This window comes from Paenibacillus sp. FW126-R14, assembly GCF_058789495.1.
Genome location: NZ_JBYTBS010000001.1, coordinates 161,063 through 185,020, shown reverse-complemented (window position 1 = coordinate 185,020; position 23,958 = coordinate 161,063). Strand labels below are relative to the sequence as shown.

16 protein-coding genes are annotated in these 23,958 nt (G+C 47.1%); 2 read left to right on the top strand and 14 right to left on the bottom strand.

The window, feature by feature from the left end:
- Positions 1-7: 7 nt before the first annotated feature.
- From AC3WRW_RS00740 to AC3WRW_RS00705, 8 genes are all read right to left on the bottom strand, one after another.
- Entirely contained in the window at positions 8-1,756 is a 1,749-nt protein-coding gene (locus AC3WRW_RS00740) for a sensor histidine kinase (RefSeq protein WP_492544024.1), read from the bottom strand.
- 265 nt (positions 1,757-2,021) lie between these two features.
- Positions 2,022-3,761 (bottom strand): DUF5605 domain-containing protein, encoded by a 1,740-nt coding sequence (locus AC3WRW_RS00735; protein WP_492544022.1) that lies wholly within the window; start codon positions 3,759-3,761, stop codon positions 2,022-2,024.
- Positions 3,762-4,076: 315 nt separating this feature from the next.
- Positions 4,077-5,405, bottom strand: a complete 1,329-nt coding sequence (locus tag AC3WRW_RS00730; RefSeq protein ID WP_492544020.1) for a DRTGG domain-containing protein — start codon at positions 5,403-5,405, stop codon at positions 4,077-4,079.
- Positions 5,406-5,503: 98 nt separating this feature from the next.
- Complete coding sequence (gene aceB, locus AC3WRW_RS00725) at positions 5,504-7,108, bottom strand: malate synthase A (protein ID WP_492544018.1); 1,605 nt, start codon at positions 7,106-7,108, stop codon at positions 5,504-5,506.
- A gap of 23 nt (positions 7,109-7,131) precedes the next feature.
- On the bottom strand, positions 7,132-8,409 hold the full coding sequence (gene aceA, locus AC3WRW_RS00720) for an isocitrate lyase (RefSeq protein WP_492544016.1): 1,278 nt from the start codon (positions 8,407-8,409) through the stop codon (positions 7,132-7,134).
- A gap of 33 nt (positions 8,410-8,442) precedes the next feature.
- On the bottom strand, positions 8,443-8,610 hold the full coding sequence (locus AC3WRW_RS00715; protein WP_492544014.1) for a hypothetical protein: 168 nt from the start codon (positions 8,608-8,610) through the stop codon (positions 8,443-8,445).
- 264 nt (positions 8,611-8,874) lie between these two features.
- Positions 8,875-9,714 (bottom strand): sugar phosphate isomerase/epimerase family protein, encoded by an 840-nt coding sequence (locus AC3WRW_RS00710; RefSeq protein WP_492544012.1) that lies wholly within the window; start codon positions 9,712-9,714, stop codon positions 8,875-8,877.
- Positions 9,715-9,884: 170 nt separating this feature from the next.
- A complete protein-coding gene (locus AC3WRW_RS00705) occupies positions 9,885-10,880 on the bottom strand; it encodes a LacI family DNA-binding transcriptional regulator (protein WP_492544010.1) in 996 nt (331 codons plus the stop codon).
- Positions 10,881-11,107: 227 nt separating this feature from the next.
- Here AC3WRW_RS00705 and AC3WRW_RS00700 point away from each other — a divergent pair, with 227 nt between their 5' ends.
- The gene (locus AC3WRW_RS00700) at positions 11,108-13,717 is read left to right on the top strand and encodes a heparinase II/III domain-containing protein (protein ID WP_492544008.1); all 2,610 of its coding nucleotides are present in this window, start codon (positions 11,108-11,110) and stop codon (positions 13,715-13,717) included.
- A 253-nt stretch (positions 13,718-13,970) separates the two neighbouring features.
- Here AC3WRW_RS00700 and AC3WRW_RS00695 read toward each other — a convergent pair whose 3' ends face one another.
- The 6 genes from AC3WRW_RS00695 to AC3WRW_RS00670 form a co-directional block, all read right to left on the bottom strand.
- Positions 13,971-15,593, bottom strand: a complete 1,623-nt coding sequence (locus AC3WRW_RS00695) for a response regulator (RefSeq protein WP_492544006.1) — start codon at positions 15,591-15,593, stop codon at positions 13,971-13,973.
- Complete coding sequence (locus tag AC3WRW_RS00690; RefSeq protein WP_492544004.1) at positions 15,586-17,337, bottom strand: sensor histidine kinase; 1,752 nt, start codon at positions 17,335-17,337, stop codon at positions 15,586-15,588. Before AC3WRW_RS00690 ends, AC3WRW_RS00695 begins: the two co-directional genes overlap by 8 nt.
- A 93-nt stretch (positions 17,338-17,430) precedes the next feature.
- The gene (locus tag AC3WRW_RS00685) at positions 17,431-18,828 is read right to left on the bottom strand and encodes an ABC transporter substrate-binding protein (RefSeq protein WP_492544002.1); all 1,398 of its coding nucleotides are present in this window, start codon (positions 18,826-18,828) and stop codon (positions 17,431-17,433) included.
- A gap of 149 nt (positions 18,829-18,977) precedes the next feature.
- Positions 18,978-19,841, bottom strand: a complete 864-nt coding sequence (locus tag AC3WRW_RS00680) for a carbohydrate ABC transporter permease (RefSeq protein WP_492544000.1) — start codon at positions 19,839-19,841, stop codon at positions 18,978-18,980.
- A 16-nt stretch (positions 19,842-19,857) separates the two neighbouring features.
- Positions 19,858-20,751, bottom strand: coding sequence for a carbohydrate ABC transporter permease (locus tag AC3WRW_RS00675; RefSeq protein WP_492543998.1), 894 nt, complete (start codon positions 20,749-20,751; stop codon positions 19,858-19,860).
- A gap of 1,006 nt (positions 20,752-21,757) precedes the next feature.
- The gene (locus AC3WRW_RS00670) at positions 21,758-22,561 is read right to left on the bottom strand and encodes a DUF2935 domain-containing protein (RefSeq protein WP_492543996.1); all 804 of its coding nucleotides are present in this window, start codon (positions 22,559-22,561) and stop codon (positions 21,758-21,760) included.
- Between the two features lie 162 nt (positions 22,562-22,723).
- On the opposite strand from AC3WRW_RS00670, the gene bcbE reads away from it, so the two are divergent.
- A complete protein-coding gene (gene bcbE, locus AC3WRW_RS00665) occupies positions 22,724-23,956 on the top strand; it encodes a bacillibactin exporter BcbE (RefSeq protein WP_492543994.1) in 1,233 nt (410 codons plus the stop codon).
- Positions 23,957-23,958: the final 2 nt, after the last annotated feature.

Genomic DNA, 23,958 nt, shown 5'->3' with positions numbered 1-23,958 from the left:
GCTCTCCTTATGATGATGGATCTGGTTCCAGCGGGAGCTTTATCTTGACGATAGCACCCGAAGGACTGCTGTTTGCGAATGCAATACCGGCTTTGTCACCATACAGCAAGCGAAGCCGGTGCCACACGTTCCAAATGCCGATGTGCTCTCCCTGCTCGTCAACAATCCGCGAGCCCTCGCGGAGCTTGTGCAGCACGTCTTCCGGGAACCCGATGCCCGTATCCCTTACCGTAATCTGGACATGCGGATCCAACTTAGATTCCTCGAGTTGAATATCTATGAATAACGACAACGGTTCGTTCATCTGTGGCGCATGCTTGATCGCGTTCTCGATAAACGTTTGAATCACGAGCGGAGGGACATGGACAAGGGCTAACGATTCGGGCGCAGTAATCTGACAATCCAATGTTATCTGATAGCGCAGCTCATGAATCCGAATATAATTGCGGACATGCTCGAGCTCTTCTTTTAAGGGAAGAAAGGTTAAATTGCTCCTCAGCATATATCTGAAATAGCGGACTAAGCGCATCGTGATCTCTTTAATCAGCTCGTAATCGTGGATTAAGGCCAAATTGTACAAAATGTTTAACGTATTCAAGAAAAAATGCGGATTGATCTGAAGCTGCAAATATTGAAGCTCCGCTTTCTGCTTGCTTAATTGCTCCTCATAAACATGAATCGTCAGCTCCTCAATTTGGGCCATCATGTTGTTGAACGTTGTATTGAGCAATTGAAACTCGTCTGAAGCGGGGTATGGCTCAATCCTGGCTTTCACACCGCCTTCTCCAATTCTTCTCATCACAGCTACCATTCGCTTCAAAGGAATAAGCAGCGATTTCCGGAGGAAAAGCAGGAAGCCCGGCAAAAGCAGCAAACCAAGGAAGGAAACGATAAATACGATTTTATTTAAATAAGGCAGGTTTTGTAATATCATTTCATTCGGAATCAGCGCAACCAGGCTAAAGCCTCCCTTCCGGGAAGGCTCCCCGACGACAAGAAACTCGTTATTGTCTCCCGTCAAGTAATACCTTTCGAGCGGCCGGCTCAAATCCAATCGATGCTCGGTTATTTGAGGCGTATCCATCAAAGGTTGGCCTCGGTCCGTAATGAAGAGAGACCGCCCGTTCTCCCCGAACTGAATGAGCGTCAAAGGGAGCATTAACGTTTTCATATTCACCCAAGCACCTACATAGGTTGAGCCTACTTTTTGCAATCGGAACAAGTATGCATCCTTATTAAATTGTTTAATATACCATTGGTTGCCGACCGTCTCACCTGCCGCAGCCGTTTCCGTTTCAAGTTCGTGCCGAATGAACGTGCGGATGCTTTCTTTTTCCGTCAGATCCGATCCTTGACTTTTGTCGACATCGAGCAAATCCTTCCTGGTTATGGAATAGACGAAAAAGGCATCTACCTTATACATGAGGATGTCGGAAGTGAGCTTGTCGGACACATGCAACTTGGCGAGCATGTAACTGTCGTCGGAGGGCGGATTGTCCATAATTTGCAGCTCAAAGTTGCTCGTGAGAAGCGTATTAATGTATTTATCCGCTTCTTCCAACCCGCTATCGATTTGTCCCATGTACAAGGACATCATATTTTTGCTCGACATCGCCACCTGTTCGCGCACGACATGAATGGCATAAAAATTGTTATAAAATAACAGGGCAAGCAAAGGTACGGTCACGAGCAAAAAGCTGATGACCAACTTCAGCCTAATGGAGTTCCAAGCAATATGCCGTATATGCCAATGCATCCTATGTCGTTCCCCTTTTCAATGACAGTCAGCCAAAACGTGGAGCCGGCCGCGCCTTATCCCAACAATACGGTCCATGACCGCGTTCGACTATAGCGTTTTCGACCTTTCACACCTACGCATTCGACTACTTTCAGCAAATGGCGCGTTGTCGTTTCAGGATAACCTAATTCACCGGAAGCTGCAAAAATCCCACACCACCGCCAGGTGATATGGGATTCACAGGAAAACTCATTATAAGTTTGCCGAAATGATGAAAATCTATTCACGCCTTTGTAAGGCGGATTGCCATATATTGACGACCTGGCAGTTCGATCCGGAAAGCTCCTTCATAGGAACCTTCTAGCGTATCGATCGTCATATTCCACGTATCGATCACATCGACCTTATACGGAATCCCCGGCCTCATATTGAATAGCCTGAAGCTAGGCTGATTAAAACCGTAGTAAAACAAGTAATATTCGTCAGCGATGCCGGCCGATGGCACATCCCACTCCGATTTCAGCGGATCCAGGCAGCCCTCTGGCGCTTCCTCCAGAATGCTCCGCAGAAAAGCAATCCGCTGTGGGCTTGTCCCGTGAAGCTTGCCCCCCTTGGACCACCAAAGGATGTCCTCCGGGTGTACGTACGTTTCACCATGACCGACATAACCCCCACGGATGGCTCCCTCCCAGAAGCGGCGGGTCATCTCTTCACCCGTAATGTTCCCCCAACCAAGGTCAATATTGCCTTCATATGCGCATTCATCGATGACGATCGGCTTCTGCCATTGATTTCTCCACTCATTCGCAGCTTCAGCCGTCTTATACACATCAACACGCTGCATACTGCAATGTGTAATCCAAGACCGATTGTAATCATAAAACCTGAAACAGTTATGAATGGAAATCAGATGGCGATATGGATCGCCCGCTTGCACCACCTGTGCGAAACGTTCCCAATCTTCCAGACTCTTGGCCCACATGAGATCGTATTCATTGGCCAGCGACCACCATACGTTCCGATACGCCGCAAGCCGGGCTGTGAGGTAACGCAAGTACCGGTCGTCTGCCGCCGCACTCATTTCCGAGAAGCCCCAACGATCGTAAGCATGGAACAAAATCAAATCCGCTTCGATGCCAAGTTGGCAGAGATCCGCAATACGCCGTTCCAAATGCCGGAAAAACGCCGGATTGAAACGTGTATAATCCCACCCCTCCGCAACAGAACCTTCATAAGGATACCGTTCAGGCTCATTGGCGTTATACTGATACGATTTTGGAAAAACACACATACGCATTTTGTTAAAAGGGGATTGACTCAGGCTTTTTAGCGTTAACTCTTCCAGCTCTTCCCCCTGGTGCGTCCAAACGTAACAAGTGGTTCCTATAGGCAGGTACGGTGTACCGTCCTCATAAGCGAAATGGAAGGTATTCTTTACTCGAACCGGCCCATGATTGCCTTGTAAAGGTGCGCTGACAACAAAACTGCCTTCGATCTCATTTAGTGAGCGAGCCGTGCTCTTCGTTCGGAACGTCCACTTCCCTACCATATCCGGCATAAAACGAATTCGGTATACCCCTTCGCCGTCATAGAAACCGGGTACTTCAACCTTTCGGTCCTCGCATACAAATTCAGCATCTAAGAGTACGTCCACGAAGGGATTGCCATGCTTAGGTCCCTGCAGCGCAAGCTCATAAACACCCCATTTCTCCGTTTGAACTGGCATGTTCATGTCCGCTGAACCCATTGGAATTGATTCTGCCTCATAATCCAAAGCCGGGGCCAGCTCCGTGTCCACGATCCGTTCATCCGGCACTTCTGCTAATTCTTTCAAAATCGTTTCCAATAGCTCCGGAGACCATGTATAAGCTTGATTCGCTTCAGCAAGCTGCGGCAAAGTGCGCATTTTGATAAAAGACAAATAGGGGGATTGCTCTAAATCCGCCGCATACTTCAGCAAGACTGATCTTGCGGCTGGGTTAGCCCAAATGAAGCCGATTTGCGTCTGTTCTGTAAATGCCACGATCTATGTCCTCCTTAACTGAATTGTAAAACTAAACAATATTATAAGTTTACTAAAATAACTAATCCTATAAAGTAATGCTATCATGGCCCATACTGCTCGTCAACTAGTTTTCAGTGAATATGATGTAAAATTCTACGCCAATACACACAATTATTCATTTTTATAGAATGAATTCATATAAACTATAACTAAACGAACTAAACATAAACCACCTAACCTGCAGCGGCATCTCATTAAACAATAAAAACCCCGCGTCCTCTATAATTCGTAAACAGAGGAAACGGGGTTTAGTCCAAATGAAGCATTTTACAACTATAAAATACGTGCCGTAAACATCGATCTCGCTACTCGCGTACCATTCGTTATGATTTCCATATCGATCTTGCAAAATCTGCGGCTCATTTCCACGATGGAAGGCACAATTTCGATAACGTCATCGATTTGCAACGGGATCAGAAAATAGCTGGACGAGCTGTCCAGAATAAGATCGCCTTTCTTATGCTCCTGAACGGTTCTATAAGCCGCACGAATCATAATCGTTGTAAGCACACCTTCGGAAACCAAGCCTTCAAAATTAGTCATTTGAGGGGTCACCGTTCCTCTGAAAAACAACTTGCCTTCCGCATCCCGCAGCTCATCGATCCCTGCATAAATCTGCACTTCGAACGTTTCAGCGTTCTGAGGCTGCCTTTGCATATCCTGCATCGCTTTCATGACATCCTTACGGCTTATGACGCCGATCATCTTGCGCTCGTTATCTATAACGGGCAGAAGCTCAATGCCTTCCCACACCATCGTATGTCCGGCTGAAGCTACCGATGTTTTCAAGTTAATCATTAACGGATTCGGCGTCATTAAGCTGCCAATGAGTTGATTCGGTTTAGCGCCTATGATGTCCTTGGTTGTAATCATGCCTATCGGGACCTGCTTCTCATCGATGACCGGATATCGCGTATGCGTCGTTTCTTCGACCAGCTTTTGCATGTCTTTAACCGTGTTAACCTCTGTTAATGAGTAAATGAGGTTATCTTTACGTACGATGTCATCAACGATCATAATTTTTTTCTTAATAAGGCGGTCTTCCATCGCTCGGTTAATCATTGTAGCAACGGTAAATGTATCAAAAGAACTGCCGATAATCGGCAGCTGCAGCTCGTCTGCCAGCTCTTTCACTTCCGGCGTGGTATCGAATCCACCTGTAATCAACACGCCAGCACCCTGACTAAGCGCGCACATATGGGCTTGCACACGATTGCCGACAATGAGCAAATTTCCTGCTTCTATATATTTCAGCATAGCTTCAAGCTGCATCGCGCCAATAACGAATTTGTTCAGTGATTTATGTATCCCCGAAGAGCCGCCCAGCACAACGCCTTCCACCACATTCACGATTTCTGCGAACGTTAGTTTATCGATGACAGGTTCTTCTTTCTTCTCCATTCGGATCGTACCAATTCGCCGTTTCGTACTCACCAAACCGATATTTTCCGCTTCCTTAATAGCCCGATAGGCCGTCCCCTCACTCACATCCAGGTCTTGAGCGATTTGTCGTACGGACAACTTCGTGCCCACAGCCAATGATTCAATATATTTCGTAATCTGTTCATGCTTCGTATGAAGCTCCGAATTGCCCGTGCTCATGGTTCACACCCCTCTGAACTGTTCTATAACATTTAAATAATTATAGTATATCCAAATCAAAAAAGACAGAAGCCTGATCAAGGCCCTGTCTCACATCATTATAAATACGAATACCCTTTTTCGGTTAAAAAAGATTCAAAGTGGGGCGAAAGCGTCATTTTGGTAAAAAGATCATTCGCCAGATCGAATTTCCTTTGCCGTAGTTCATCTTCGCCAAGCTTCGCTCTGATCTTATCCAGCTCTTCGCTTTGAATCTGCTGAAATAGTTCTGCCGTTACTTGGCGCCCGTCATCTAGAATCCCCAGAGGATGGTGAATCCACTGCCATAGCTGTGCGCGTGATATTTCCGCAGTGGCCACGTCTTCCATCAAGTTGTTGATGGGCACAGCGCCAAAACCACGCAGCCATGCTTCCAAATATTGAAGGCCGACGCTAACGTTTGTCCGGATCCCGTTCTCGGTAATCGGTCCTTGCGGCACTTCAAGCAATTGCTCGGCGGTGATCTCGATGTCAGCCAGCTGCTTGCTAATTTGATTGGCTGACGGCATATGCTCATCGAATATCGCTTTCGCCACAGGTACTAATCCGGGATGAGCTACCCATGTGCCATCATGACCGTTCTTCACTTCGCGCAGCTTATCTGCGCTCACTTTGGCCATCGCTTCTTCATTCGCCACTGGATCATTCCTCACCGGAATTTGTGCGGCCATGCCCCCGATGCAAGGCGCATTCCGCTTATGGCAAGTCTGGATGGCGAGCAGCGAGTAGGCTTTCATGAAAGGCGATTCCATCGTAACGAGCGCACGGTCGGGAACGATGACGTGAGGCTGCTTCTGCAGTTTTTTAATATAACTGAATATATAATCCCACCGTCCGCAGTTCAGCCCTCCGCTGTGCTCTCGAAGTTCATACAAGATTTCGTCCATTTCGAAGGCCGCAAGGATCGTCTCAATAAGCACCGTTGCTTTAATCGTCCCCTGCGGAATGCCTAGTTCCTGCTGAGCAAACTTGAATACCTCGTTCCAAAGCAGCGCCTCTTGGTGACTTTCCAACTTGGGCAAATAAAAATAAGGTCCGCTGCCTTGCTGAATCAACGCCTTCGCATTATGGAAAAAGAATAGGCCAAAATCAAATAACGAACCCGAGACCGGGCGCCCATCTACCTGGACATGCCGCTCTTCCAAATGCCAGCCTCGGGGACGAACTTTGAGCACGGCTGTTTCATCTTGCAGGCTGTAGCTCTTTCCTTCCGGACTGGTAAAAGCGATCGTTCGACGTATGGCGTCGTACAGGTTCACTTGGCCGTCCATCGTGTTGTGCCACGTCGGAGAGTTGGCGTCTTCAAAGTCTGCCATATAGATTAAAGCGCCTGAGTTGAAAGCATTGATGACCATTTTACGATCACCGGCCGGGCCTGTTATTTCGACACGACGGTCTTGCAAATCCGCAGGGAGGGCTGCAATTGTCCAGTCGCCGCCGCGGATCCGCGCGGTCTCAGGGAGAAAGTCAGGCAGCGCTCCTTCATCAAGAAGCCGCTGTCTCAAGCTGCGCTGCTCCAAAAGCTCGCGCCGCCCCGCTCCGAATGTTCGCTCAAGCAGCGCCACGAAGGCTAGTGCCTCCGGGGTAAGAATCTTCTGCCATTCCGCCAAAGGGGCTTCGAGTTCAATTCCGCTCGTTAGGGTTTGATCGAACAGTTTCCTCATCTCCTTATTATTGAGCTGATCTATTAATGGGCAAATTGCTCCTCTTCCGTCGAACCGGAAAGTGCGGTTGTGGAAGAATTCCCGCTCGTAATCACTAGTGAAACTTCGTCGAAATAGCCTGTTCCTACTTCACGCTGATGGCGTGTAGCTTCGTAGCCGCGAGATTCGCTGGCGAATTCCGTTTGCTGGAACTGAGAGTAAGCAGCCATTCCATGATCCCGATAAGCATGAGCGAGTTCGAACATACTGTGATTCAGCGCATGAAAGCCTGCCAAGGTCACGAATTGGAATTTATAGCCCAGCTTCCCGAGTTCGATTTGAAATTTTGCAATCGTAGCCTCATCTAATTTTTTCTTCCAGTTGAACGAGGGGGAGCAGTTGTACGCAAGCAGCTTGCCTGGAAATTTATCATGAATAGCTTCAGCAAAACGTCGTGCTTCCTCAAGGTTTGGCTCAGATGTTTCACACCAAATCATATCTGCATAAGGCGCGTAAGCCAAACCGCGTGATATCGCTTGATCCAAGCCTTCATTCACATAGAAGAACCCTTCGGGCGAGCGTTCGCCAGTCAGAAACGGCCGATCGTTCTCGTCAATGTCGCTCGTAAGAAGGCTTGCCGCATTCGCATCCGTCCGGGCGATTAACACCGTCTCCACCCCCATCACATCAGCAGCCAATCTTGCAGCGATTAGGTTTTTTACAGCCTGCTGGGTGGGCAGCAGCACTTTTCCGCCCAGATGGCCGCATTTCTTTTCGGAGGAAAGCTGATCCTCGAAATGGACGGCTGCTGCTCCCGCTTCAATCATGCCCTTCATCAGCTCAAATACATTCAGCGGTCCCCCGAAACCAGCCTCGGCATCCGCTACGATAGGCAGAAAGAAGTCAATGCTCCCCTTGCCTTCGGCATGCTGGATCTGATCGGCGCGCTGCAGCGCCTGATTAATTCTTTTTACTACGCTAGGAACACTGTTAGCCGGGTAAAGACTTTGATCGGGATACATATGACCGGATAAGTTCGCATCGGCGGCAACTTGCCAACCGCTTAAATAAATCGCTTTAAGACCTGCTTTTGCCTGCTGCACAGCTTGGTTTCCTGTTAGAGCTCCAAGTGCGGGGACGAAGTCTTCCTCGTTAACCCGCTCCCAGAATTTCCGGGCTCCCTGCTCAGCCAATGTCTGTTTAATCACGACGGAGCCGCGAAGGCGAAGCACATCCTCCACCGAATAAGGCCGGGTTACCCCGGAGAATCGCTTGGAATTCCAGCTTGCTTGCAATAATTCGCATTGATTAGATTTACTCATCATTCTGTACACTCCTTTATAGTGGGTTTAGTTTTAAAAGGATACTTCCAGAAATCCGCTGCCGCCGCAAACAGGGCAAGTGTTTGGCCAGAGCACGCGGTCCTGACCAAAAGGAATGCTGCCCCCCTCTTTGTGATAGTGCTCATTCGTACTTTCCATTTCTTCCAAATCTCCATTGCCTTGGCAAGTTGGACAATCCATCGTAATCTCCTCCAATGTATTAATACAGTTTTGATTTATTAATATAATATATAACACAGAAAAGTTTAATGTTCAATACTGTGTTATAAAAAATAAATAAATTAATTTATTGTATTATAACAATGAACCAAATGTTTCGGCTTACCCCTGGCCTCTCACACCGTGGATCATGCTGTGCGTACACAAAAAGGCGTTCACCCCGTAGAGTGAACACCTATTAAAACTTGACGAGAACTTGATCCATCATTAAGTGGATTGTCTTCCTCATCCTCCGCTCGGAAAGTATTTCCGTATAACGTTCTCCGTCGTTTCTTTGCCCGTTTGTATCGTTCTTTCAATATCCCAGTCCCAATACTCCGGTCTGAACAATTCCACCGAAACCATTTCGCGATAGCCTATATCCTTCAGCGTTTGCAGAATCAAATCGAGATTCACAGCTCCCAGCCCAGGCCATACGCGATGCTGATCGCGCAGTGCGCCCACCGGCAGATCTTCGCAATCGTCGATATGGAATACGAAAATTTTGCCCGCATCCGCCTTCTGCAAATGTTCGATCTTGGAGTTCATCGCATGGAAGTGGAAGCAATCGAGCACCACGCCGACATTGTCGCGTTTCGCCGCTTGAACGATATCGTAAGCTTGGCCGAATGTATTCACCGAACAGTTCGGATAGCCGACAAACTCAAAAGCAAGGCCAGTCTGATAAGCCGCTGCTTGATCTGCCAAATCATGCAAAACACGAACCGTTTCTGCTTTAATTTGTTCCTGTGTGTAATCCCCAATATCGAAAGTCGGTACGACAATAATTTTCTTACAGTTGATGACACTTCCCACTTCACATAAAAAATGCAGGTCATCTTTAATTTGCTGGTAGCCAGGCTCGTCTCTAAAGCTAATGAATTCTAATGCATTGAAAGCGTAAGGCTTTATTTTGCTTCTATCAAAAAACGCTTTTAAGTCATCTGCCGTATTTTCCTTCAAATATTCCTTTAATTTATCCAGACGAATTTCGATAAGATCGTAACCGTGCTTCTCACAATAAGCCAAATCCAGCTGCAGAGAAGAATGCTTCATCGTTGTCGCTTGATTGAATGCTACCTTCACAATAGACACCGCCTTCTTAATTTTGAGAAAACTTATCGGATGCCATACGAGACTTACTTTTTACTTTTCTTAAAATTAGGGTAATCGATTACCCTATTGAAATTATTGTATCTTACAGAAGAATCTTTTTGCAACCGTTATCTTTTTTGGGGGAGGAATTGCTTGAAGTTTTAAATCGCCGACGTAGAATCGCGAACCACTAAGTGAGGAAGTAAGAGAACTCGCTGCTTGATGTCGTCATTTCCTTCAATTTTATGAATAATTACATCCATCGCTTTTTTTCCAAGGTCGCTGACAGGCATCGCCACAGAAGTAAGTTCGGGTGACACAATCGAGCACATTGGCGTGTTATCAAAACCAATAATGGACAACTCCTGCGGAACAGCAATCTGATGCTTTCTCGCAGCCCGCATTACACCGAACGCCATCAAATCATTGGTGCCAAATATAGCGGTTGGCCGGTTCGCCGAACTAAACAGCTCCCCTGCTGCACGTTCAGCATCCTCCATTTTAGTTCCGCCTATTTGAATAAACTTCTCGTCGTAGGGGAGTCCTGCTTTTTGCAAGGCAAATTTATAACCCCTAATGCGTTCTTGGCTGCTGACAGTATCCTCGGCAACGATCCCAATCCGCTTGTGGCCGAGTGATATCAAATGCTCCGTTGCGATAACCCCGCCAAAGTAGTCGTCAACCGTAACACTATCCACTAAAATATCCTGTTTCTCATGAGCAAAAAGAACGATCGGCACATTATCTGCCAACAATTCTTTAAGCAGCTCTTCATTTTTAAATTGGGATGCGAGAATAAACCCGTCAACCTGCTTATTTCTCATCAGAGAAATATGTCTCGCTTCTTTGTCCGGGTTGTCGTCCGTGCAGCACATCACAACACTAAAGCCTTGCTCTTGGCCGCGATTCTCAATATGCTTCAAATATTGTGCGTAGACCGGATTTTCCACATCAGGAATCAATAATGCAATCTGGAATGTTCCCTTTCCCTTCATCGCGGAGGCTAGCACATTAGGCTGATAGCGAAGATCTTTCATAATTTCTCGAATTTTTACCTTTGTCTTCTCACTGATTCTCCCCGAATTGTTCAAAACTTTGGAAACAGTAGCCGTCGATACCCCTGCAGCTTTCGCGATGTCATAGATGGTCGGTTTCAATTTACGCACTCCTTTCTTACATGCCATCCAGTACCCTAAGTGTACACGCTTTCTTAATGCTCTCCATTCTATACTCTGCTTTGGAAACTTGCAATATACCGAAATATGCAGCTTTTTCAGTTGATTTCCCCCACCTTCTTGCGCGGATTGTCCCTCTCTCTCAATCTGCGCTGATGCTATATTGGTAGTAGTGGAATATATCAAACATTATCGGGAGGTACATGAGCATGAGCAGCCACTCTAAAATAGAGACGGCCAAACGTCCTTTCGCCTGCTATGATGCGGGGCAGTTGGAGAGCATTCGCAGCCGGATTATGATGCAGCCTGAACTGCGGGAAGAATATAACCGCCAATTGATGTTGTCCGATACTTACGCCGATGAGGAATTGTCTTTGCCTATGCATCTGACAGGCGCTTTCCGAACGGATCCCTTTGTGTTCCGAACGCCGGAGAATGCCGGATCTATGAAATTCGCCCTTCGCATCCGAGGAAAAGGTGAGGTTTGGATCAACCGGCTGCAGCTGACCCATTCGGAAAGAGGCGTGCCTGTCCCGCTAGAAAACGGGAGCTTTGATCGTGGGTTAACCGGGTGGACTGCTACGTCGCTGCCTAGTTCAGACTCAGCCTCTCTCGAGATATCCGAAGTCCCCAAGTTCGGGCAGATCTTGCACGTCAGGAATTCCTCGTATGACGACCAGGTGCTCTTGGCCTTTACAGCTCCGATTCCGGTATGTGCCGAAGAGCATTACAGCCTTCAGACGACCCTTCGTTTGGATGAGCTTTTATCGGATGGCGTATATGCCGAAATCAGCTTCCTCGATGCTGCCGGGCAGCCTATGGATGCGGTATATACTTCGCCCTCCTTTAACCGTAAAACGCCGACCAATTGGGCCGCCCTGCTGGAAACAGCCGGAGCTGATGCCAACGTCTACATGGTGACGGGGGATGCGGTGTACGCGGAGCGAGCCAAGCGGAAGCTCCTGTACATGCTGCCGGATATGTGCCAAGGCATGGATATTTTCAAGGCGACCGGCTGGCATGTGGATGATATTTACGGAGCGGTCCATATCGGACGGGGCATGGCGGTTCTATCGGTCATCTATGACCAGATTGCGGACTCCGGGGTCATCCTTCCGAAGGAGAACGAAGCCATCCTGTCACTTTTGCGCTACATGGCCGAATTAATGATGGATACCGGGTATTACCGGTTTGACCTTGAACAGTTTCCGGATGAAAAAGGAGGCAAACGCAGCAACTGGAACGCGGACCGTGCCACCGGCCTCGGCATTTATGCGCTGATTTTTCCGGAGGAGGAACGTGCGGAAGACTACCTGGCGCATGCCTGCGATGTCGTGGATTGGCAGCTGGAGCATGTCGTCGATCAGGATGGCGCGTGGCCGGAAAATATCCGTTACCATGGAGCCGTGCTGCACCGGTACTTTCTGTTCTTCGCGCTGCTGCAGCGATTGAAAGGGATCGACTATTGGTCCCGGGATAAGGTCAAGAGGATGTATCGTTTCTTAATCGACACGGTGACTCCGAAGGATTACGTTCAGGGCGGATCGGACTCGGAGCCTGCCTTGCTGTCTCCTGCTGTTGGTGATTCAACGGTGGACGACCAGTGGTTCCGGATGTTCTCCTACGCTGCGCCGTTCTATGCCAAATCGGATTCACAGCTTAGTCGGGAGATGATGTGGGTCTGGAAACACGGGGGCGGCGTGGTCCGGGATACCGGCGCTTACCCCTGCGCCCTGCTGGCGCTTCTCTACCCGCAGCCGGAGCTGCCGCAGGAAGCCCCCCTTCTAACTTCCGTTCACTATCCGGGGATTGGCTATATTATTTTCCGCCAGCATTCCGGTTTATGGGGCCGTGAAAACTATGCCATATTCGAGTCTTCGCCGCTAACCTATCATGCCCATCACGACGAAGGCCATTTCTCCATATGGGCGGATTCCACCCCGCTTACCCTAGACCCCGGGACGGGAGGGTATTACAACGGAGACCGTCACTGGTACTTGAACGGGCATGCGCATAACGTGGTGCAATTTATAGACGAGTCTGGAATTTTTCAGAATGGCCCGTTAAAGAGCATTTGCGAGGAAGTTTACTTCTCGGATCAGCTGGATTACGTCCGGAGCGCAATTCCGGATGTCAATGCCGAAGCCTACCATCGCCACTTTGCCTACGTGAAGGCAGGCGTTGACGTTTATGTGGTTTGGGATCATATCCGGAGCCGGAAGAACAGCGTCTGGAATCTGCATACTATGAGCTCCTCCTCCGATATAGAGAAGAACCGGATCACGGCACACTGCTTAAATGACATGAAACTGGAAGTTACCTTCCTGGAACCGGCCAGCATTTCTGTTTCGGCAGACCATGGGGCAGTATCCGGCGCTTACCCGTTAGCCGTACAAGAACATTTCCGGATCAGCAGCGAATGCGGTAGCGACTACGACAGCGAGTGCGACAGCAAATACGGCAGCGACTACGACAGCGAGTGCGTTAGCGAATGCGGCAGCGATTACCTGACCCTGCTCTATCCGAAATCCGGTGACTCATCCAGTCTTACCGTATTATCTGTGCCTGTTGATTCCAACATCCCTGAACTTCGAATGTACAGGGTGCTGCGAGATGAGCAAGCTTTGTTCTTTCTGCTGGTGAACGGGACGAACCAAAGACAAACGTTCTCATTCCAAGCCGCAGCACCACTTTGGAACCTCCAAGGCCAAACATCCCATAACCCGGATGGGAACGGGCTATGCCACATTCAGGTGGACGGCGGCAGGCTTGCTATTCTTCATCCTGCTTCGGACACAGCGGCCGTTATCTTCGCGTAAAGCGTCGTGTCTCTCTGCTAACGGACACCCGAGTCCTTATTTGCCAATTTTGGGGCGAAATTAATCCCCAAGCGGGCAAGTAACAGCACTTGTGTCCGTTACATGCTCGAAGAGGCCCTTTTCCATCGAATAAGGGCCTCTCTGTCCGCCTGCAAGGGCATAAAAGAAGGTCAATCGAAAACATCGACTGACCTTCTTTCTTATCTATTCATTCCTGAGGTTCGCGTATAGCATAAACCGGGATGCACCTCTTTCACTTTGTATACAGCTGTTTAAATTCGGACGGCGTCATGCCTGTATGTTTTTTAAACAGTTCGCTGAAATGCCTTCTGTCTTCGTATCCGAGCGCCTGGGCGATCTCTTGAACTTGCCTGCCTTCAAGCAGCATGGCCTTCGTATGCTCCATCCGCTCTGTGGCTACAAATTGGGTCACGGTCATCCCCGTTACCTTCTTGAACAGATTGGCAAAATAACTGCCACTCAAATAAACCAATTTGGCATAATCATTGACTGTCATGTTGGATGACAAATTTTGGCGAATATGCGCAATGACTTGTTCGACAACTTGGTTCACATCTTCGACATGACGTTTCTGAATGAACGCGCAACCGAGCCGGCACATTTCCTTGATGTTGTCTTGAAGCTCTTTCAGCTTATAGGATGAAAGATTTTTGATGTGATATTGTTGGCGCTCAATCCCTTCCATCTCTTCACGGGTTAATTTTTCAGAGAAAACGCGGTTGATGAGAAAGGCCAGCTCGTCACACATCCCTTTGACCACTTCGGGAGCCGGAGGCATGGATGAAATGGTTTCCTCGAACAGCTCGTCCACAATGCTGCTTGCTTTCTGTAAGTTGCCGGATCTTAGGCAATAAAAAAGTTCTTTTTCCTTCTCCGGAGAGTATCTGGGCAATGTCGGATGAACGTGGCTCATATTGCGGTAACTGTATACGGTATTGCCTCCTGTATAGAAATTATAGGAGAGCGCTGCGAACGATTGAGAGTAAGAGTAGGATATTTGATGGATCTCCTGCACCTCTTCCCCAAGCCCTATCGAGATTGTATATTTGGAAAATGTATTGACGTTCTCACGGCATTTTTCCGCGAGAGCTTCCGCGCTTAGGGAGCTTGGCGGATTGAAAATCGCTACAAACCGGTTCGTGTGATCGCGGAATACAAACCCTTGGGTATGTTCCCCCAAGCTTTCCTCCAAAATGTTATGCACGGTGAACCGGATCAATTCTACCTCTTGTACGGGAAGCGTCTCTGTTTGTTCCGTAAATTGATCGATTTCCGTCAACATGACAATAAAACGCTCTCGCTCAAGTGCTATTTGCAAGAAATCCCAACGTTTTTTCGCTTGTTCAGGCGTCGTTCGGAACTGAAGCAGCAGTTGAAAATATTCCTGCCTTAAATACGGCATGCTTTCCCGCAGCTTTCTTTCCATGTCGCGATAACGTTGTGTTTCTAACAGTTCCTCCTCGACCGCCTGTTTCGCCTTCAGAACTACGTCGATAATTTTTTGCGGGGTATACGGTTTTACAATATAATCGAACGCTCCCAAACGAAGAGCTTCCTGTGCATAATCGAAATCGGTATAGCCGCTTAGGAAAACAATTTTGGTTCGCGGAAACTTGTCCAGAACCTGTCTGGTCATTTCCAGCCCATCTTTTTTCGGCATTCGGATATCCGTCAGCACAATGTGGGGCTCCGTTTCTTTGACAAGATCAAGGCCTTGCTCGCCGTTGCTCGCAGTGCCTGCAATCCGAATACCGTACGTCTCCCAATTGATTTGGTTCGCAATGCCCTGCACCACGGTTTTGATATCATCAATTACACACATTCTTAGTTCAGTCGTCACGACGTTATCACTCACCTTGCAATGGTATCGTTAGTTTCACCGTGGTGGAGACATAAGGTACGCTATTTAAACGGATATCTGCCTTATTTCCGTAGTATAATCGCAATCGTCCATACACATTGCGAAGCGCGTAGCTTTTGGAAAACGCTTGATCTCTCCGCATATCCGCGTCCACGGCCCCGGCATCCATGCCTTCGCCGTTATCCTCCACTTGCAGATGAAGACTATCTTCGGATCTTGTAATAACGATGCGAATTTTCCCATTCCCCTCCATACCTTGAAAACCATGCAGAATGGAGTTTTCCACCAGAGGCTGCAAAACAATTTTCAAAACCGGAACTTCCAGCAGCGACTCATCCTCCAGCTCAATCGTATAATCAAACAGATCCTCGTAGCATTTTTGCTGAAGAATCAAATATTGCCTTACATGGTCAATCTCCCTGGCTAAAGTGGTCATCTCGTGCCCGCCATTAAGCCCAAACTGGAACAATAGGGACAGCGACGTGATCATCTCCGTGACATCCCGGTTTTGCGACGTTTCCGACTTCCAAATGATCGTATTCAACGTGTTATACAGAAAATGCGGATCGATTTGCGCCTGAAGAGCTTTGACCTCCATCTTGCGTTTCTCGTATTCGGCTTCTTTGACATCCTCAATGAGTGAAGAAATCTCCTCCAGCATCCGGTTGAATTTCAGCCCGACCTGCGTCACCTCATCCTCATATTTGCTGGTGAAACGAACATCGAGATTATTTTGTTCCACCTTCTTCATTAACCCTTGAAGTTTGTGCAGCGGTTTCAGCAAAAAGCTCGAAATGACATTGGACAGCACGAAAGCGAGCACGGCGCAGCACAGCATGATCACGAGAGTAATCGTTTTAATCCGATTAACTTGATGGAGCAAATCCGACTGTTTTTGCACACTGACCATCAACCAATCGTCCGCCAATGTTAGCCGCGAATAATTGACGAGAAAGTTGCTGCCGGCGATGTCATATTTGAAAAATCCGCGGTCTTGGTTCTGCAGCTGGCTTAAAAAATGAGGATCCTTTTGAAATAGCGCTTTCTGACTGCTTAACGGAAGTACGGTATCGCCGTTTCTTGTTATGAGATAATAATTTTTAGACTGATCGAGCAGGTCATCCGTGACAACTCTGCTAATCGCCTCTTTGTTTACATTCACCACCACATAAACATCCCGCACATCGGCCTCCGTGACCGGCTTCATCACGAGCGAAATCACCCTCGTTTTCCCTAAAAAAAGAGGATCTTCGTGGTCTCCCACCCACACGACGCGGTCATTTGTGCTCAGATAGCGTGAGAAAAGCGTATCCTTGAAACGAATTTGCCCATTACGAAGATCGTTCGTAGCGTACAGCTCGCCAACCGGCGTGTAGATCAAAACGGATTGAATCGAAGGCTCGATGAGCTTCATCTGCCCTAGAGGCGTTTGCAAAGAAGATAAACGTGTATAATATGAAGCCGAATTGTTCGAAAGAACATCCTCCATGGCATTCTTGAACGGGTCGCTGAGCATCATGGAAGAGGTCGTAACAATAATGTGTCTCAGTTTCTCGTCGAACACGCGGGCCGTTTTATTCAACGTGTTCTGACTGGAAATAAACGCCTCGCTTTCCGTTGAACGAAAGGCAATCCAATAAGACATCATTCCCGTTATTGAAATGGAGATCACGGTCAACAGCAAAACGGATATCCATAACCGCCGGCGGAGCGAAAGCCGATAAAACCATTTATTCAAGCTGACTCCCCCTTCTCCGTACAATAATACAGGAAGAGACGCGCTGCTTTAGGCCGCGCGCCCCTTACCTATTGTATCCATTACGCTTTGCGCCTATTTCACGAGGCTGCCCTGCATTTTGTTCGGATCAAAATTCGGATCCGCCTTCAACTTGGTTTCTCCCGCGGCACGCGCTTTCTCGAGTGCGGTATTATAGCGGGTTGTCAAATCATTTAAGATTTTATCCAGATCTCCGCCTTCGAGCATGTATTTAATAATGACGTTTCCGGTTTTCGTTCCTTCAACCTTTGTTTCTGCTACTCCAGTCGGCGTAGTTGCATATAGCGCATCGAACTTCGTAGGCAAGAAGCCTTCAATGCCTGGCATAGCCGGCTTTTTCGCAGTTGCGTTGACATCCGGCACAATCGAGATTCCCAGGCCTTTTTCGTGATATTCTTTCTGGAAGTCCAGGTTATAGATGTACTCCAAGAATTTCCACGCCTTATCCTTGTTCGGAGTGTCTTTGCTGATTCCAATATAATTTCCCGTATTGGCAACGGCTACCGTTCCTTGTTGTTTCCCGTCAATGGTCGGAGGCAATGCCGCGCTCCAATTAATTTTTGTCGGGAATTGGCTTTGGTACACGGACGGTTCGCCTGAGTGGTTAAAATACATGCCGATTTTGCCAGCCGCGAATTGGGCGCGGAGTGGATCGATATCGAGCGATTCAACGCCAGGCAGCATGCTGCCGTCCTGCTTCATTTGCCGAAGCGCCTCGACAATTGGCTTGTACGCCGCAAAATCGTACTGACCCGTTTTGTAATTATAGCCATCTAATACGGACGTTCCGCTGAATGAGCCAATCGGATTGGCAATCCGTGAAAAGGCAGAGCTCGGGTTTTTGAAGTTTTCCGCAAAGCCGTAAGCGCCGATATCTTTGCCCGCTTCGGTAATTTTCTTGGCGTCCTCAACCAATTCCTGTATCGTTTTTGGCGGCTCTGTAATTCCGGCTTTTTTGAATAAATCAACATTATAAATCAATCTCCAATATTGACCTGTGTTTGGAAGCGAATAAATTTTACCATCGATCATATTGCTATCTTCAACAAGTAAATTATTATACCGCTTCTTCATCTCATCTGTCATCATGTCATTCAGCGGCAATAGATACCCCTTCTTCACAAAACCGGGGAAATCGTTGGTTCGAAAAATATCGGGCGCTTGCTTGCTGGCGAAAGCGATGTCAATGGATTGGTTAAAGTTATCCGCCATGACCGTCATTTCAACCTCAATGTTGTCCTTGTTCGCCTCATTGAACTTTTTGATGACTTCCTTCATATAATCGGCGTCATGACGGTCGATCGTCCAGTAGGCAAGTTTCGTCTTCTGTCCGCTTGCTGCAGTCGGACTAGCACTTTTGTTCGCAGGCTGATCGGATTGACCTCCGCATGCTGCAAGTGAAGCTGCCATTGTAACGCCGAGCAGTGCGCTCATTACTATCTTTTTACTCATGTCGTTAAACCCTCCTGTTTTCTCTTCCTGTAATCGGATACATGCATCATGTAACTGTTTTCATGATAACTCGATCTCAACTTGAACCGTGAAGGACAAATCAACTTTCCATGTAGGGGAAAATAACTCTTTTATATGTTTGGGAATAGTTATCCTTTTACACTCCCTGCCGTTACCTGAATGAACGACTTATTGGCCAAAACATATACGACCAGAATGGGCAGGAAAGACAGACACGCTCCGGCCATCATAAGATGCGCCTCAGCAGCAGCACCGATTCCGTAACGCAAATTCGCCAGTCCGACCGTCAAGGTTTGCAGTTTCGGGTTCGTCATTGTGAAGACCAGCGGCAAAATATATTCATTCCAAGCGCCGCGGAACGTGAACAAAGCCGTGACGCCAAGTGCAGGACGCAATAGCGGGAGTATAATTCGCCAGTAGACCGTAAAAAAATTGCAGCCGTCAATGTACGCAGCCTCGTCCAGATCCTTCGGAATGGCTTTAAAAAAGCCGATCAGCATAAAATAAATCACGGCGTGCGAACTGATCAGGATGATGATAACGCCCCAAAGCGATTTGTTTAACCCAAGTTTGACCATGAGATTAAACTGGGGCATCAAAACAACGGCGCCAATGGAAATAAACATCGTACTGGCTTGCAGACCCACATACAATCGCTTGCCCGGGAACCTCGTTCTGTCCACCGCATAAGCTGACATCGTTGCAACGAGCAGCGTTCCGATCGTTACGACGATGCTTATAAAGAGGCTGTTCCACGTAAACTGTGCAAAATTAGCCTGCTTCCAAGCCGTTGCATAGTTGGAAAACTTCCAGACTGACGGTAATAGCGTAGCTCCGGTTGTCAGCTCTGCATTCGTTTTGACAGAGCCCAACATCGCCATAATAATGGGGAAAATCGTAAAAAAGGCGATTGCGATCAAAAATATCCATTTAATACTATGCCCGATTACGCGGGTGCCCGGGAAACCGCCTGATTTCATGCTAGTACTCATTGTATACCCTCCCTTGTTAATCCTGATTCAAACGTTTGGACATCGCGAAATAAACCATGGTAATCAACCCGACAATAAGTGCTGTTACGAAACCGGCAGCGCTGCCGTAACCGATCTGCTGTACCGTCGGAGAAACTGCCGAGACCGGGAAAAACAGCTTGTACACATAAAGGTACATGACGTCGGTTTTGCCGAAAGGTCCTCCCTCGGTCATGACCATAATGCTTTCATACCCTTTCAGGGAGTTGATAATGGCAAGCATCACGATCATCTGCAGGACAGGTCCGAGCATCGGAATCGTAATGTACCAAAACTTTTGAATCACATTGGCTCCATCGATTGATGCGCTTTCGTATAAATCATCCGGAATACCTTGCAATCCGGCAATGAACAGGAGCATATAGTTACCAATCGCGCCCCAAATCGCCATAATAATAACGGTGATCATCGCATAATCCGGCCCCAGCCAATCGATCGATTTGGAGATAATGCCATACTTGAGCAAGAATTGATTCAGCAGCCCGTTATACGAGTTGAAAATGGTGAAAAAGACGATCGCCATGACGGATGTGCTTATAATGGTCGGCATGAAATACACGGCGCGCAATAACACTTTACCTCGAATGCCGCGATTCAAAATAACCGCCAGGATGAGGGAAAGCGGCAGAACGATAATCAGCTTGCCGCCTGCATAAATAAGTGTGTTGTACACAGAGTGCCAATACTCCGTATCGTGCAGCAATCTCGTAAAATTATCGATGCCGATAAATTTCTCTTTGCCGTACCCTTGGTAATCGTAGAACATATAGCGAAACGCCCAAACAAGCGGGTATATGCCTAGCGCTAACGTTAAAAACAGACTTGGAAAAATAAAAACATAGGAATTGAAGAGAGAATTCCTTTTGCGCATATGACATCTACTCCTTAAACTTAAATTAGTAGTTCAAGCATATTACAAGCGCGCAGACATGCGGGAGTGGTAATTCAACTGTGTCCGTAGGACAATTCAACTGTCTTCGTCAGGGGTTCGTGCGCGGCAAATACCCGGCAAACACAAACAGACCGCTAAGAGATTTGCGGCCTTTTTGGCGTTTGTCATTTACTTAGAATGAATCCTAAATGTCCTGATCTCATTGATTTGTCGGCAGAATGGTTGATCTATCTGACGAGTAATTTAACTTTTCTATTAACCCATTTATTGGTAGATTAACAGACCTGCACAAAGTGCAGCATAGCTGCCGGAAAAGCGAAAATAGGCTGAAATGATTGCACAAACTGCAATATAGCTACGTTAGCCGAGAGTATCCATGGAAGCACGGAACAACTGCAATATAGCTATGTTTGCCGAGGGGATCCATGGAAGCACGGAACAAGTTCAAGTGTGGGATGAAGGCGCGGTTGTAAGCAGGAAGAAGCGCGTGCGCCACAGCTTGCCCTCTATGCTGCACTTTGTGCAATATAGAGTGGGCATAAAGCGGCAAAAGCTCACTCTCGTTGTACAAAGTACAATGATTTAGCTAGATTTGCGCTGAAAACTAGCTTTTGAGGGTAAATGATTGCACAAAGTACAATATAGCTGCCGGAAAAGCGAAAATAGGCTGAAATGATTGCACAAAGTGCAATATAGCTATGTTAGCCAAAGGAGATCCACGCAACCCACAGAACAAATTCAAGAGCGAGGCGAAGGCGCGGTTGTAAATTACCCTAAGCGCGAGTGGGAACTATGGTCCCTTATTTTTTGAAAAGTTGAGACTTCTGCAAGTTAGCGGGAACTACGTTCCCTTATTTTACGGATTTTTGAAAAACGAGAGCTTTTATGGCGAATCAAGACCCTGTAGTTCCGTTTGCAGCCAACAAACTACCCATTTAGCTCAAATAGTGCCCTGCTGATCCCACAACCACAACGTTGCCTTTATCTACTTCTCTGCAACTCTTGCTTTTGTCGGATCGCATTCCGGCAAAGTAACAGCAGCTCCGCTTTGTGAGAGCTTTAATAAATAATAACATTCTTCCCGGTACATATGATCGGGTACAAGCGGATTTAATCGGCTAAGCAATTCTGCACTTAAATCCATGGTTTCAAGCTCCAGCAAGAAAGCCATAAATATGGACATCTCTATATTCACATCACTATGAAATCTGGACAGAGCGGGGAAATTTGATCTCATTGTGCGTGTATAGCCGGATAATTCAATCGCTTTTATATAAAATGCATTAAAATGCTGCTCAAACTGTTTACTCTTTTTGATTAACCGTTTTTCAACCGCATCCAGCCCCATGGCAATGGAAGCCGCGTGTCCTCCGGCATCTGACAGCCAGAGTAAGTCATGGTGAAGGGGGGCATAGACGGGCACGGGTTTTCCCTCTAATAGGGCAATAAGAATGTTTATATATTCTTCAAGCTCATTGAGCATATGATTCATAAAGGTTGGCGGAAGACCTAGTCCAATTTGCCCCACTAACATCCGATCTAACAAGCTTAGCTTGAACACCCGTAAATTCACGGTTAGTTCATAAGCCTGCTGATTCAAGATATGGATCCTTGCAGGTGCATCAGGCTGCCTTGCCATATCCAGGAGCTGATCGAACTGGTTAATAAATTGATTGGCCGCTGCAATTGGATGAACTTCTTTCAGCGTTAAGGCATTAAAAATAAACCTGGCGTGGTCTCCCAGCACTTGAAGCCAGAATCGATGTTTGAACAATGCCTGTTGGATCATAACAAACACATCTCCCCATTCCTACTTCAACGGTATGTTTATTTATACAATTTATGATTAAATCTCTCTTTCATTTCATTTCCTCAAATGAATTAAATCCCATAGGATTAATTAAGTAGCGATTGCGCAAATTAATGCAAGAGGTGATAACGTGCGTTCCTTATGGCAAGGTACAGGATTTTGATGACTACGAAATGGAGCCTGATTTCAATTGCGTCCATTCCATTAATCATGACGTTGGGAAATTCCATGCTTATTCCCGTGCTACCTTCGATTCGTAACGAATTAAACATAACTTCGCTTCAAGTGAGCTTATTAATTACCGTTTACTCTGCAGTTGCTATCCTACTTATCCCGATTGCCGGATATTTGTCGGATCGCTTTGGCAGGAAGATCGTTATTGTCCCCAGTTTACTAATTACGGGAATGGGTGGTTTGATTTCCGGTTTAGGGGCATGGTGGCTGGATCATTCCTATGTAGTCATTATGCTGGGTCGGGCGTTACAAGGAGCAGGAGCGGCCGGTGCTTTCCCCATTGTGCTGCCGCTTGTCGGTGATATTTACAAAAATGAGAGTGAAGTTAGTAAAAGCTTGGGAATTGTAGAAACAGCCAACACGCTTGGTAAAGTTTTGAGTCCCATTTTGGGATCGGTACTGGCTTTCGTGGTGTGGTTTCTCCCCTTTCTTACCATTCCTGTTTTGTGTGTAGTATCAACAGTATTAGTTGCCTTTCTGGTTAAGGCTCCCAAGAAGAAAGAGGAGAATGGCCAAAAAGTGACGTTTCGGCATTTTCTTCAAAGCCTTAGACAGACATTCGGTAACAATGGCCGCTGGTTGGCCGCTATTTTTGCGATTGGTTGCATTTGTATGGTTGTTATTTTTGGAACCCTGTTTTATTTATCAGATACGCTCGAGGACAAATATCATATTGATGGCATATGGAAAGGATGTGTGATTGCCATACCATCTGCAGCGCTGTGTCTCGCGTCCTTCGTAACGGGTAGAAAAATTGGCAAAAACAAAAAATTAATGAAGTGGATCACTTTTGCAGGAACTGTGCTCATCACGGCTTCTCTTGTTGTTTGTGGCCTGGTTCAATCCCTATACGGGTTGATTGCTTTAATTAGTTTGGCTGGTATAGGAGTTGGAGCGGCTCTTCCCTGCCTGGATGCTTTACTAACGGAAGGGATTGATAAAGCGGAGCGCGGCACCATAACTTCCATTTATAGCTCTATGAGGTTCATCGGTGTTGCTGTCGGTCCCCCGCTAGCGTCAATTCTAGTCAAATTTTCACCGCAAATCATGTTCTATAGCATATCCGGTACTTGTGTTATAGCTGGACTACTTGCCTTATTCGCTATTAAACCAAGTCAAGAAAAGCTCACCGCGAAATAAAC

Coding starts and splice junctions, on each gene's coding strand:
- AC3WRW_RS00740 (WP_492544024.1), bottom strand. CDS start 1,756: ATGCATTGGCATATACGGCATATTGCTTGGAACTCCATTAGGCTGAAG.
- AC3WRW_RS00730 (WP_492544020.1), bottom strand. CDS start 5,405: ATGAGCACGGGCAATTCGGAGCTTCATACGAAGCATGAACAGATTACG.
- aceB (WP_492544018.1), bottom strand. CDS start 7,108: ATGAGGAAACTGTTCGATCAAACCCTAACGAGCGGAATTGAACTCGAA.
- aceA (WP_492544016.1), bottom strand. CDS start 8,409: ATGAGTAAATCTAATCAATGCGAATTATTGCAAGCAAGCTGGAATTCC.
- AC3WRW_RS00715 (WP_492544014.1), bottom strand. CDS start 8,610: ATGGATTGTCCAACTTGCCAAGGCAATGGAGATTTGGAAGAAATGGAA.
- AC3WRW_RS00700 (WP_492544008.1), top strand. CDS start 11,108: ATGAGCAGCCACTCTAAAATAGAGACGGCCAAACGTCCTTTCGCCTGC.
- AC3WRW_RS00685 (WP_492544002.1), bottom strand. CDS start 18,828: ATGAGTAAAAAGATAGTAATGAGCGCACTGCTCGGCGTTACAATGGCA.
- AC3WRW_RS00680 (WP_492544000.1), bottom strand. CDS start 19,841: ATGAGTACTAGCATGAAATCAGGCGGTTTCCCGGGCACCCGCGTAATC.
- AC3WRW_RS00675 (WP_492543998.1), bottom strand. CDS start 20,751: ATGCGCAAAAGGAATTCTCTCTTCAATTCCTATGTTTTTATTTTTCCA.
- AC3WRW_RS00670 (WP_492543996.1), bottom strand. CDS start 22,561: ATGATCCAACAGGCATTGTTCAAACATCGATTCTGGCTTCAAGTGCTG.
- bcbE (WP_492543994.1), top strand. CDS start 22,724: ATGGCAAGGTACAGGATTTTGATGACTACGAAATGGAGCCTGATTTCA.